The sequence below is a fragment of the Bacteroides intestinalis genome, assembly GCF_003464595.1.
Classification (GTDB): domain Bacteria; phylum Bacteroidota; class Bacteroidia; order Bacteroidales; family Bacteroidaceae; genus Bacteroides; species Bacteroides intestinalis_A.
Window position 1 is genome coordinate 385,179 of sequence record NZ_QRZF01000003.1, and the last position, 13,123, is coordinate 398,301.

Here is a 13,123-nt window from a genome sequence, read left to right on the forward strand (position 1 = left end):
GAAATATGGAAGAAATATATTTGCATAAATTGTCCCTGCGGGATATAAAGCCTACGGCCATGCGGCTGCTGATTCTCCGTACTATGATGGAGATGAAGCGGGCCGTGTCCGTGACTGATCTGGAGGACAAACTCGACACGGTTGATAAATCTACTATCTTCCGGACATTAACCCTGTTTCTTTCCCATCACCTGATACATGGAGTGGACGATGGAAGCGGTTCGCTGAAATATGCGGTTTGCGAAGATTGCTGTATGTGCACGGTGGAAGACCAGCACATGCATTTCTATTGTGAGCAGTGCCACAAGACGTACTGCATTCGAAGTGTGCATGCTCCGACGGTCAACCTTCCGGAAGGGTTTATGCAGACCGGTATAAATTACGTTATCAAGGGTATTTGCGCAGACTGTGCAGTCCACCAGAAAATAGACACAGAAGAATAAGAAAGATATTATGAGGCATTTCTACTACTTGTGCTTCCTTTTATTGGGATTCTTGTCCCTACCTGTCCGGGCAGGGGAGGCTAATCGTGAGCCAGAACAATATACCAGGGAGTATATTATGAAAGATTACATGACGGAACCCGACCGCACCTTGCAGTTGCTGGATGAAGCTGAAGCAAACAGTGCAATGCCTCTGAATATCGTTGACGAACTGCGCAGTGTGGTTTATCGCAATATGTACAGAAATAAATCCGCTCTTCATTATGCCCGCAGGGCTTATGTCAGTGATTCTCTGTCACACGATGACCCTTCGCATTTGTTGAGGATGACGGTAGCCATGGCTGAACTGTCTCATCTGCTAAGTGAATATAAGGAAAGCATGCGTTATGCCGTTCAGGGTGTGGAACTGGCGCGTGAGCTTAAGGATATACAGTCCGAATGTAAGTTATTATTTTGCATGGGGGAGAACAAAAGAATGCTTTCCTTCAAAGAAGAGGGGTATCAGTTCTTTGATCAGGCCATTGACTTGCTCGATAATTCTAAAAATGAAGAATATGAGACGATGCTTTCCTATTTTTATGGAGTAAAGATGGGCTATCTGATTGCTGATAAGCGATCAAACGATGCTTTAGAAATAGGTCTGCAACGTGAAAAGCTGCTTGACAAGATGAGTAAACAACCGGAAATTCGTGCGGACCTATTGGATCTGCAATTTGCGTATGTATATTCCAAGTTGGCCTATCTCTTCCAATTAACGGGAGACCGGGAGCGTGCGGCTGCTTATTATAAGAAATATCAGTCGACAAATGCTTCTTCTACTCCTGATGGTAAATTTGATTCCACTCCCTATTTATTGCTTTTGGGAGAATACCAGGCCGTATTGGATAATTGTCGTGATTTTAAGGAAGTGATGCGTGAGCAGGATACATTGAATAGTCAGTATCTCACTATCTTGAATCTGGAAATACTAGCCAATACTAAATTAGAGAACTATAAAACGGTTATAAATCTTCAAAGGGTGATCGCTGCAATAAAAGATAGCATTTATCAGCGGGAAAAACAGAATGCTGCACTGGAACTGGATACGCTCTACGAGCTGAATGAGAAAGAAGCTCGTATTGCAGAGCAGGCGTTTCAGTTGAAGATACGTAACATTACGTTGATATGCATTCTGAGTGGTGCGTTGTTGGCATTGTTCTTTTTGTGGAGACTCTGGCATCAGAACTGTGTAATCAGAAATAAGAATAAAGCACTGGTAAGGCGTATTAATGAACAATTTTCCATGCAGGAGGAAATGGACCGCTCGCAACTGGGCGTAGAGAAAGATATTTCTTTTCCAGAGAAAGTGGAAGACGAATCCGGTGATAACGAAGAGCAGGATAAACAGATGAACAAAATGATTTTCGAGAAGTTGGATTACATCATAAAACGGGATAAATTGTACCTTTCTCCCGATTTGTCGAGGGAAGAGCTGACCAGAATTGTCCGTATGAATAATACCCGTTTTGCCAAGATGATAAAGGAGAATACGGATACTAACCTGAGTGGATATATCAATAACCTGCGCTTGAATTATGCGATACATTTAATGAAGGAACAGCCCGATTATACTTTGCGTGCGATAGCTGAATCATCGGGTATCAATAGCATGCCCACATTCCATCAGTTGTTTAAGGGAAGAACGGGAATGACTCCTTCGGAATTTAAGAATGCTCAAAAGGATATGAGTGTTTAATGTGTTGTGTATTAGGTATATAATACTTTTCTTAATAACTTTTGGTACTATTTTTAATAACCATATAAAATATATTTCAAGGCTTATCTGAGAATTGAGTTCCTTTGTGGTTCAATTATAAGGATAACCTGAATTATGATGTATATTTTATATTTAATAACTCTGTTTGCCTTCATTGCTTCACTGATAGCGGCAGTCTATTATTTCCGAAAATATAATAAACTTCGCAATCGTCTTTCAGGGATATCTATTGATGGTAAACAGGAATTGATGAAGCCCTATAATCTCTTGATCCAGGAATTGGAGGAAAAGCAGCAGCAATTGAAACAGCAGAATCTCCAACATCATTTGCTGGTGAAGGCAATTAATCTGAAACTATGGAAGTGGGATTTGAAGCGTAAAGAGATTATTTGGGAAGGAAACCTGGAGAAAGGGGAGCAGGGAACTGTAGTAGTAGATGTGGATGAGCACCTGTCGCATGTATTGCCGGAATACAGAAAAAGAATCTATGAAGCGATAGATGGATTGGAGAAAGGTTGTTCCAAGCTTATCGATGAAGAGTTCTTATACCAGAATGCGGACAATACTTTATCTTGGAGAAATATCTATGGTATCGTATATGAGTATGATGAGGACGGAAAACCTGCTATTCTGATTGGAGGTACCCAGATTATTGACGAGAGGAAAAAGCTGGAAAGCGATTTGCGGAAAGCGAAAGACAAAGCAGAGGAAGCCAATCGACTGAAGACGGCTTTCCTGGCAAATATGAGTCACGAGATCCGTACTCCTTTGAATGCTATTGTTGGTTTCTCCAGCATATTGGCGGATACTGAGGATATAGCGGAAAAGAAAGAATTTTGTAATCTGATCAATCACAACAATGCGCTTCTACTGAAAATAGTGGATGATATTCTTGATATTTCAAAGATAGAGGCGGGGTATATAGATCTGCATCCCACGTGGTTTTGTCTGTCTGACTTGATAGTGGAAAGTGCTACCGAGTACAGGATGAAAGCAGCCGGAAGACTGGATATCCGTATTCATAAACCGGGACAGGGCTATATGGCTGAACTGGATACAAAGCGTGTGAAACAGATATTGAATAACTTCTTGTCCAATGCTTTGAAGCATACTCAGGAAGGGTATATTGATATTACTTATGGCGTTACAGAACAAGGTATTGAGATAAAGGTAACGGATACCGGATGTGGTATTCCGCAGGATAAATTGCCTGTTATTTTTGAACGTTTTGAAAAAGTGGACTCTTTTACACAAGGAGTTGGGTTAGGGTTGCCTATATGTAAGTCCATTGCGGAATGTATGGGTGGATCTATTGGGTTGACTTCGGAAGTAGGTGTAGGCACAACTGTTTGGGTTACATTACCTTGTAGTACTGCACCTACTCCCAAGTTATACAAGGAGAAGTTAATCGATAACTTCTATTCCTAATCCTGTAAGCAACCCTTCCAGTCCGTAGCGGGAGAACTTTGCTTTTTTCAGACGGTTGGCAGCAGGATTTAAAGTATAATTGCGTGCAGTAGTGAAATCTGCTTTCTCCAGGTTGGTATGATGGAAAGAAGCATAACAGAGGTCGCAATCTTTAAATACTGCATTGGAAAGGTCGGTTTCCATAAAGTCTGTGTTTTGCAAATCGCACCCTATAAAACGGGTTCCTTTTAGTTTCATCTCAGTAAAAAGGGCGTAGGACAACAGACAATTATGGAATTCCATAGACAAGCCGAAGCGGTTGCTGAGGCTGAAGTTGATGCCTGTCATTTTGCAATCGGTGAACAGGACATCCAACCAAGAGGTATTACTGGTTTTTACTAATGAAAGGTTGCACTCTTTGAATGTACATTTTTCGAATATAACTCTTCCGATAGGCTTATCTGAAAAGTTACATTTGTCAAATGTACATTCATAATAATTTGTTTCCAGTTCCTCGATGGAGAAATCTACTTTTTTTATGGTCTTGTCTTCCATTTATCTTTTCAGTTAATTCATTGCTTTGAATACGGGTTCCGGCTTCTGTATCTCCGATTCGAAACCAAACCAATAGCCTTGATTGGTTTCCTCGTTGACAGGCAGGAAACAAAGGCGGAGATTCTCTTTGTATTGGCCATACAGTACTTGCCAGTTCTCCGGGGGAACCTGCCGTTTGGTCTTTACCTTTTCTGCCGGAAGTTTTTTCAGTGACATGCCGGCCTCTATCCAAGCAATGCTGGCTTCTAACTGATATTCCGGATAGTTGTGCTTACAGAATTCATACAGGATAAGTCCTCGTTTTTCCAGACTCATCGGTTGGTCTATCAAACCTATTTGTATCAGGTGTTCCAGGAACCGATACAGGAATTTTTCTTCTTTCAGAATGAGTTTACGGGTAATGGATTGCCAGGCTGGAGTATTATAAAATCCATCCAGCAGGCGGGAGAGCTGACGGGCTGTTTGCAATTCACTTACATTGATCTCGCGGGTTTGAAGCACTTCATAGGGGGGGAGGGGAGAATATTGGATGCCCAATTCTTCCGCTCTTCTACGCATTTCCGTACCGGGGAGTAATTTGAGAGACTCCAGTTGTATTTCTCCTGCACCGTATGCTGCCAGAACACGGATATCTTCGAATATTTCTGAAAGATGGTAGAGTGGGAGTCCTGCTATTAAATCGGCATGTGTTTCCATATTGGGGAGAGAACACAAGAATTTCAGACCTTCCAATGCGTCTGTCAGCTTTCCCATCCTCCGGCTTTTTTCGAGTACAGGTTCACGCAGGCTTTGTATGCCTGCTTCCAGGTGTAACAAACCTTCGGGCAAGTGTTTCAATTCTTCTTTCAGTTCTTCGGAAAGAAGTGCAGGGTGTATTTCCAGATGGAAGCGTATATCAGGGTGGTATTCAAGAAAAAGCTCAAGCAGTTCTTTTGCCCGGCGGGTATTGTAATTGAAAGTACGGTCGAGTACACGCACGTTTTTAATACCATGTTGATGAATGATTTGGAGTCGTTCGCGAATAGCTTCTATGGAAAGTGTACGTACAGGCTTTTCACCTCCGCTGACGCAGAATGCACAGGTGTTGAAACAACCTCGTGTCGTTTCCAGTTGTACGAACGGTTTGCTCCAATTAAAGAAGCGGCTTTTTTCGGGAGGTATGAGATCAGAGAATTTCAGTACACGTGCTATTCCGTTGTCTCTGTACTGCCCGTTGGAGTCGAGATAACAGAGTCCGGGAATTGTATTCCACTTTTCCTGTTCGTGCCGGCATGCGAGCCATTGTGGGAACACCTCTTCTCCTTCTCCTCTGAATACACAGCTGACATAAAGGTTCTTATGCAGGAAATATTCATTGTCTCCCAAATACTCAGGACCACCTAATACAATGCAGCATTGTGGCAGGAGTGCTTTTACTCTTGAAAGGATGTGAAGCAATTGCTCATGGTTGAAGAGCCAGGTTGTAGCGGCAAGTATGTCAGGTTGGCGATGGTAGACTTCATTGACAGTCAGACCTACATTCTCATTAATAGTGGCTGATACGATATCCCATTCTATGGATGTATCATCAGCAATCTGGGCATGCAGTGCCGGAAGTGCCAGGGAAGAATGTGCGTATGAACTGTTGAGGTCAAGCCAGAGTAACTTCATTTTATATAGGGTTGGGTTTACAAAAACAGTTGCAAAGATAATGAATGTATTCCTATCTGCCTCTTTTCTGCCTGCCCAATCCTTTGCTTTATCGGTTTACGGTATGCTCTTTTAGCTTGCTTTAGGTCCGACAACGGATATTCTGACGCATTCGCTGGGAACTAATGTTAGTAATTCATCCAGGAACTCACGACTGCACTCCAACAAGGTTTCCTGCATCATTTCTTCTTTAGAGGTAGCGAAGAAGTGAAACAGGTTATCAGAATCAGGAAGTTTCTTTACTGAATAGATTATATCCGTTGATTTCTCATTGTATGCTTGCGCCAAATCATCAGCTCTTGCCCAGAATTGAGTTGCTTTGTCACCACCGATTTCTACGACTGCAATTAATTTCTCGTTTATTTCCATAATCATTTATTTTTAGTTGTACATGTTGTCATACTAATATCAGGGGTATATTGATTAATACTCCGTAATAATATCCGCAAATCGAGCGCCAGCAAACAGAAAATAAACGTAGGATTATCTACTTTCAACTTTTTTAAACTAAGAGACTGTTTGTTGTACACCTGATAATTCCGAATATTAAAATAACAATTGAGCCTTTTTTATGGTTTCGGGTATTTACTTTTTTTACAGAAACATGGGTATACAGGTGCCTGAATTTATACTAACTTTGCAGTGCTTTTAACGAGTTAATAATAAAATCATTTTTAAGATGAGAACACTTCAAGAAGAATTAAAGTGTATGCGCGAAGGGCTTCATTACAATGCTCATACTCCTGAAATGTATGCCTATCGGGCTGAAGTAAAAAAGAAGCTGCATCAGTTGAATGTGACTGAATATCATACCTCTAAAATGCCGGAGGTTACCCGTTCACTTTTCCCGAATTCTGCTCCGGATTTTTTTGTGGAACCACCCTTTTATTGCGATTATGGAGATGGTATATATGCAGCTGAAGGAGTTTTTATCAATTTTGGTGCTGTTATTTTGGATGGTGCAAAAGTAACTATTGGCCGGAAAACATTGATTGCTCCGGGAGTACATATTTATACGGCGCAACATCCGCTTGATGCTGACGAAAGGGATGCCTATGAGAATTGTCTGCCGGTAACCATTGGTGAACGCTGCTGGATTGGCGGTCATGCGACAATTTGCCCGGGAGTGACTATTGGCGACCGTTGTGTAATCGGTGCGGGTTCAGTGGTTACGCATGATATTCCGGCAGACTCGTTGGCTGTAGGAAATCCTGCTAAAGTGATACGTAAATTGAATCAGAAGTAATCCTGTTATTGGGGGTGTTGTTTGAAATATCTGAAAAGCAAATCCATCAATTCTCTCTTTTTGACGGGTTTTGTCATGAAATGATTGCATCCTGCGGCTAATGCATTCTCTCTGTCGGAGTCGAAAGCATTAGCGGTAAGAGCGATAATAGGGGTAGTTTGGTTAAATTCCCTGATGAGGGAAGTTGCTTCCAGTCCATTCATTACCGGCATCCGCATATCCATAAAGACGATGTCAAAGGTTTGGGCTTTGATTTTCTCGATAGCTTCTACTCCGGTTATGGCGCGGGTTAGTTGATTGTCTTTAAGAAGTTTCTTGATTAACAGGTAATTGCTGTCATTATCTTCCGCTATCAGAATATTCAGATCTTTAATCTTTACTGAGGAATCTGCTGGAAGGTGTTCTGTACTTTTGTTATTTAAGTCCTCGTCTGCAACCTCTGATTTTTCGACATATTCGACATCGGTATATCCGATGTACCAGAACTCAGAACCTACATTGGCTTTGGACTTAAAGCCTACTTCTCCGCCTGTAGCATCGGCAATAGCTTTACAGATAGAAAGTCCTAAGCCGGTTCCTTGGGCAAAAGTATCTAATTTCTCGAAACGGCTGAAGATACGGTTCTTTTTCTCCTCCGGTATTCCGATGCCACTATCCTTTACATAGATTCTTACCTGTCCGGGCATACATTCGTATCCCATCACAATTTCACCTTGTGGTGTATACTTAATGGCATTCGTAGCAAAGTTCGTGAATATCTGCATAAAGCGATATTTGTCGAAATTCGCCACACATTTGGTATATGGATTGATGAGTTTGAGGGTAACTTTGGGGTTTTTAATCCGTTGCTGGAAGGACCGGTATAATTCATCGCAAAGCTGGCACAAATTCAGTTTCTGACGATTGATATCAATGGAGCCGACTTCAATTTTTGACAGATCGAGAATGTCTCCGATTAATTTCAGGAGTATCTCACTGTTGGTTTCAATCAGTTGTTTATATTCAAATTTTTCTTTCGTATCATCTGTTTCGGTCAGCAATTCAGAGAATCCTACAATTGCATTGAGTGGAGTACGGATTTCATGACTCATGTTAGCGAGGAATGTAGATTTCAATTTGTCTGCTTCTTCTGCTTTGTTTTTGGCTGTAATCAAATTTTGCTGATATATAATGTCTTCGGTAATATCCCGTTGAATAAATGTGATGACCCCTACATTGCCTGCTTCATCTTCTACTGCACTGTAGGTAAAGCTGGAGTAACTATAATCTGTTGCATTGTTTTCCAGAACTCTTAATATAATTCTGTTTTCCGGGAGCTTCTGTTTATGAGCAACTGCTTCCAGTAATGCCATGAATTTATTTCTGTCGTCAGGATGGATGCTCTCATATATGGATTGCAATGATCTTTTCTCAATATTCTCGATGTGGACATCGAATTTACAAAACAGACCTTCCTTTATATTGTAGTTCCATGAGGATAGCTTCCCAGCATTCAAGGCTAATGATAACTCCTTTTGTGTTGCTTTTATCTTCTTGTAACTTTCAATGATTTCCCGCTCTTGTGCTTTCTTTACGGTGATATCTTCGCAGGCTAATAAATAGCCTTGACGATTTCCTTCGGGATCGCGCATGATAGTTACTTTGGTAACAAAGTATTTTTTGATTCCTTTGATGGGTGTTTCGTAGAAGTTTTCACAAAGATCGAAATCATAATCAGTTTCAAAAGAGACGTTCAACCCCTGCTTTAGGAGAGCTTTATCTTCTGCCGTGATGTTAGGGTCATCGAAGATATTAATATTATAAATATCCTTCATGGTTACACCGAACATTTTTAGTGTGGTGCCATTGGCGTATTTCAGATATCCATCTTTGTCATATACGCCGAGCCCTAAAGGTATGTATTCAGGAATGAGCGACAGAAGTTCATTTTCCATGTTTATTATTGCACCTATGATGTTTTATAACGTGGTGCAAATGTATGCAAATTCCCGGAACTTTATGATTATCGTGGTTAATATTTGTTGGAAGCTGGTCGGAATAGTAAACTTTAACATAGAGGATAGGAAGGTGTTATAAACAAAAAATCCTGCAAGTCATAAACTTACAGGATCTTTTGGGGTGACTGATGGGACTCGAACCCACGACATTCAGAACCACAATCTGACGCTCTAACCAACTGAACTACAGTCACCATGTTTGCGTCATTTCTCAAACGCGGTGCAAAGATAGGTATTATCTTTGATACTGCAAATATTTGGCGAAATATTTTATTGAAATCTGCATTATTTTTTATTCTCCTTAATTCCTACATTGTGCTGTTGGAGGAGCTTTCGGGAGTTTTTGACGAAGATATTCAGATGGTTACGTGCAGCTTCCGGGAGCTTTGAAATAGATGTGGAATCTGTAGGATAAAGCACATAATTTTTTTCTTTGGTGAGATTGGGACGTGCTGTCCATACCAAATTATATTCGCAACGTTGTACTCGAACTTGTGTGGAGGTAGATGTTGTGGTGTCTCTTTCTAATTCTAATGTGAAAATAAGTCCTCCGTCAGTATTTACTTTACTCATATTGGAGATGAAATTCCCTAAAGAATATACTACAGCGTGTTGTGCTCCGGTAATGCTATCGGTGCGTAGTTCCATCGGTTGTATAACATGAGGATGGCTACCGATGATATGGGTAACGCCCTGTTCCAATAACCAATCAGCCAACTGTCGTTGTTCGCGACTAGGTAGCGATTGGTATTCGTTTCCCCAATGCATACAGGCAATGATAACATCAGGTTGCCATGTTCGTGCTGTATCGATATCCTGTAACATGATTTTCTTATCAATATAGTTCACTATGTTGGGATAGGATGGCTTAACTCCATTGGTATCATAGGTATAGTTCAGAAGGGCAATTCGAAAACCGTTTTTGTGAATGAGCAATGGGTATCGTTGACGGCGTTCTTCTTCATTTCTATAAGTTCCGGTGTAGAGGATACGTAAGGAATCTAACATTAGGATTGTACGTTCCAAACCTTTTTTACCGCGGTCGAGACAGTGATTGTTAGCAGTTAACAGAACATTGAAACCGGCCTCTTTAATGGCATATAAATATTCATCAGGTGCACAGAAAGCCGGATAACCACTATAAGGTTTTCCACCGATAGGTACTTCTAAATTGCCGATAGCGATGTCCGCTCCACTGATTTGCTCTTTTACGAGAGAGAAACAGGGAGAGTAGTCATAAGTCCCTTTATCTGTACGCGCAGCGTCAAGCTGGGCTTGGTGTTGCATCAGATCACCTACAAATAATAGAGTGATTTTTGCAGGGGGGATTGTATCGACGACTTCAGATACCACCCGTTCTTGTGCTACACTAGAGCATGATATGAAAAATAGGCCGAGTGTGAAAGGAAATATTTTCCTCATAATTATTTGCAAGATTAAAGTTCTTTTTGAAGAATACTTTCTATCTCTTCAGCAGTGGGGTTTACAGCAAGAATAATTCCATGAGTGTCAATAAGGAAAGTTCCTCCCGCCGCATTGGGTATACGATACTTCATCCATATTTGGTTGGTATCGTTCAGTTCGATCAGATTCAACCAAGGGTAACCGTCTTTTTGGATAGCTCTTTTCATATCTGCATCGCTTCCTTGTTCCCGTGCTACTCCTATAACAGTAAATCCTTTATCTTTAAATTTTTCATATATAGGAATAATCTGCTTAGAATTTACACGACATGGACCACACCAGGAAGCCCACAAATCAATTAATGCTATTTTCCCCTTAATGTGTTCTGAAACCTTTATTTTTTTTCCATTGAGATCGGGAGCTGAAAAATCAATATAAGGGTTTCCTACTTTAGGTTGTCCGTTTTCAATCAGTATTTTCATCTCCTTGCTATAAGGATGTTCAGGATAACGAGAAGCAAAGATATTCTGATAGATACTTAGATATGGACTGATGTCTTCGCCTTTTCGTGCTATTGCTATTTTACTTGTTAGAACATATAGCCCAATTAGGGAGGGTTGCTGCTTAATATGTTCTATAGTCCATTGATTCATTTTTTGATTTAGCTGTTTGATTTCTTCCAGAAGAACTTTAGCATCTTCGGTATATGCCTCTCCACTTTCTTCAAGACGGTCTCTTTCTCTATAGATTTTATTTCGTTCTTCAACATTATCTTTGACCTGTTCCATATTTTTCCAAAGAGTTTGTAATGCCTCGCTTTCGAAGCGGTTTTCTTTATATAGTTTATCAATTTGGGCATACAGAGAGTCGAAATTGAATTTATTGTTTCTTTCAGTTTCCAGTTGCTGTAATTCGCAAGTTAATGGATTTTCAGTACGTGTCACTCCAGGTTTTCCGGTGCTTGCCGGATATAGAGTGAAAGATACAGGTCCATTTTCAGCAAAGAAGAAAGCAGGCATCCAACTACCGTTAATCATATCATTCCAGATAAAAACTTCATAAACCTCTTCTTGATCAGTATAGAAATCGTATTCAAATACTCCGTTGCGTATGGGAATAGATAACCAAGGAGCACTGCTGGGGTTCTTATGAGCTTTTATCAATACGAGCCGGCTGGATTGTGGACTATCAACCACTTCGCCTGAAATATGACAATGAATTTTTCCTTCTTTTTCCTGTGTATTAAGACTAATACCTTTAATTTGAAAATCTCTTTCATTACTACTTTCCATGAAATCAACAGTTTCTTCCTGAGGATCAAGAGGAGGAAATTGCAGAGTGAAAGTTACATTACCTGAAGTTGGCATATAGATTTCTTTATCCAATTCGAAACCTTGTGAGCGGATGAGGGAGTAATTTTTTCCGGTTTGATTTCCGTAAAGTGACAGGCTTGAAGCCAAACGAATCCAATAGTTCGGACGCGAATAAGCATCCATGTACAAAATGGTGGCTGTATCATTACGTTCAATCCGACTGATTTCCAGTGCTTCACTATTCCTATTTTGATAAATGGGGTAGTCGATTGTGAAGTTCTGTGCTGAGGAATATAGAACGTATGTAAGGAAAAGTAAGCATGCAATGGTTCTCAGTAGTGTGTTCATAGGTATTATTAGGTAAAATAAATACCGAAAAAAGGCTCCACAATCATGGTCTGCCTTTTTCGGTATTTAGGATTTTTATTATTAGTAAATTGCTTTCTTACCAGCCAGCAATGTATTTTTCATCAAAGAAACAATAGTCATAGGGCCTACACCACCCGGAACAGGAGTGATAAAGGAGCATTTCGGAGCAACTTCGTCAAATTTTACATCACCAGTCAGTTTAAATCCTGATTTCTTGGTGGCATCCGGCACGCGTGTAGTGCCTACATCAATCACTACAGCTCCTTCTTTCACCATTTCTTCTTTTACAAAGTTAGGTTGTCCCAGTGCGGCGATGATGATGTCAGCTTCTTGACACTCTTTTACGAGATCTCTACTGCGGCTATGACATACAGTTACAGTTGCATCTCCCGGATAGGCTTTTTGCATCATTAAAGCAGCCATTGGTTTGCCGACAATGTTACTACGTCCCAATACTACGCACTTCTTACCGGAAGTCTCTATCTGGTAGCGTTTTAACAGTTCTAGGATTCCGTTGGGAGTTGCTGATACATAGCAAGGCAATCCAATGGACATGCGTCCTACATTGATGGGATGGAAACCATCTACGTCTTTGCGATAATCAATGGTCTCAATCACTTTCTGCTCGGAGATGTGCTTGGGTAATGGAAGTTGTACAATGAACCCGTCTACATCTGCATCTTCGTTTAGTTCACGTACTTTAGCAAGAAGTTCTTCTTCCGTCACATCTGCTTCGTAACGAATGAGACTGGATTTGAATCCGCAAACTTCGCATGCTTTTACTTTTGCAGCAACATACGTTTCACTACCACCATCGTGGCCTACGAGAATTGCTGCAAGATGAGGACGTTTGCCACCTTTCGCCACAATTTCTGCTACTTCTGCAGCAATCTCCTGTTTTACTTGTTCCGAAATTGCTTTTCCGTCAATTAGTGTCATATCAG

The 13,123-nt window shown here is 40.7% G+C and carries 11 protein-coding genes and 1 tRNA gene; 4 read left to right on the plus strand and 8 right to left on the minus strand.

Annotated elements, in window-relative coordinates; translation table 11 throughout:
• The first annotated feature begins 5 nt into the window (after positions 1-5).
• From DWW10_RS06185 to DWW10_RS06195, 3 genes are all read left to right on the plus strand, one after another.
• Positions 6-443, plus strand: coding sequence for a Fur family transcriptional regulator (locus DWW10_RS06185; protein ID WP_007213321.1), 438 nt, complete (start codon positions 6-8; stop codon positions 441-443).
• A 10-nt stretch (positions 444-453) separates the two neighbouring features.
• Complete coding sequence (locus DWW10_RS06190) at positions 454-2,178, plus strand: helix-turn-helix domain-containing protein (RefSeq protein WP_118420968.1); 1,725 nt, start codon at positions 454-456, stop codon at positions 2,176-2,178.
• A 135-nt stretch (positions 2,179-2,313) separates the two neighbouring features.
• Positions 2,314-3,627 carry a sensor histidine kinase gene (locus DWW10_RS06195; protein ID WP_118420969.1) on the plus strand — a complete coding sequence of 438 codons (1,314 nt, stop codon included), beginning with the start codon at positions 2,314-2,316 and terminating at the stop codon, positions 3,625-3,627.
• Here DWW10_RS06195 and DWW10_RS06200 read toward each other — a convergent pair.
• From DWW10_RS06200 to DWW10_RS06210, 3 genes are all read right to left on the minus strand, one after another.
• A complete protein-coding gene (locus DWW10_RS06200; RefSeq protein ID WP_118420970.1) occupies positions 3,604-4,161 on the minus strand; it encodes a pentapeptide repeat-containing protein in 558 nt (185 codons plus the stop codon). The two genes, DWW10_RS06195 and DWW10_RS06200, sit on opposite strands and share 24 nt — an antisense overlap.
• Positions 4,162-4,173: 12 nt before the next feature.
• Complete coding sequence (locus tag DWW10_RS06205) at positions 4,174-5,811, minus strand: B12-binding domain-containing radical SAM protein (RefSeq protein ID WP_118420971.1); 1,638 nt, start codon at positions 5,809-5,811, stop codon at positions 4,174-4,176.
• A 111-nt stretch (positions 5,812-5,922) separates the two neighbouring features.
• Positions 5,923-6,219 carry a hypothetical protein gene (locus DWW10_RS06210; protein ID WP_259320431.1) on the minus strand — a complete coding sequence of 99 codons (297 nt, stop codon included), beginning with the start codon at positions 6,217-6,219 and terminating at the stop codon, positions 5,923-5,925.
• A gap of 310 nt (positions 6,220-6,529) precedes the next feature.
• On the opposite strand from DWW10_RS06210, the gene DWW10_RS06215 reads away from it, so the two are divergent.
• Positions 6,530-7,096: a sugar O-acetyltransferase gene (locus tag DWW10_RS06215; RefSeq protein WP_118420973.1), complete on the plus strand. Its 567-nt coding sequence runs from the start codon at positions 6,530-6,532 to the stop codon at positions 7,094-7,096.
• 5 nt (positions 7,097-7,101) lie between these two features.
• On the opposite strand, the gene DWW10_RS06220 is transcribed toward DWW10_RS06215, so the two are convergent.
• The 5 genes from DWW10_RS06220 to folD all read right to left on the minus strand — a co-directional run bounded on the left by DWW10_RS06220 (position 7,102) and on the right by folD (position 13,118).
• Positions 7,102-9,030 (minus strand): PAS domain-containing hybrid sensor histidine kinase/response regulator, encoded by a 1,929-nt coding sequence (locus DWW10_RS06220; protein ID WP_118420974.1) that lies wholly within the window; start codon positions 9,028-9,030, stop codon positions 7,102-7,104.
• Between the two features lie 180 nt (positions 9,031-9,210).
• Positions 9,211-9,287 (minus strand) — tRNA-His (locus DWW10_RS06225).
• A gap of 91 nt (positions 9,288-9,378) precedes the next feature.
• Complete coding sequence (locus DWW10_RS06230; RefSeq protein ID WP_118420975.1) at positions 9,379-10,515, minus strand: CapA family protein; 1,137 nt, start codon at positions 10,513-10,515, stop codon at positions 9,379-9,381.
• Positions 10,516-10,529: 14 nt separating this feature from the next.
• The gene (locus DWW10_RS06235) at positions 10,530-12,158 is read right to left on the minus strand and encodes a peroxiredoxin family protein (protein ID WP_118420976.1); all 1,629 of its coding nucleotides are present in this window, start codon (positions 12,156-12,158) and stop codon (positions 10,530-10,532) included.
• A gap of 81 nt (positions 12,159-12,239) precedes the next feature.
• A complete protein-coding gene (gene folD, locus DWW10_RS06240; protein ID WP_022391648.1) occupies positions 12,240-13,118 on the minus strand; it encodes a bifunctional methylenetetrahydrofolate dehydrogenase/methenyltetrahydrofolate cyclohydrolase FolD in 879 nt (292 codons plus the stop codon).
• Positions 13,119-13,123 lie beyond the last annotated feature (5 nt).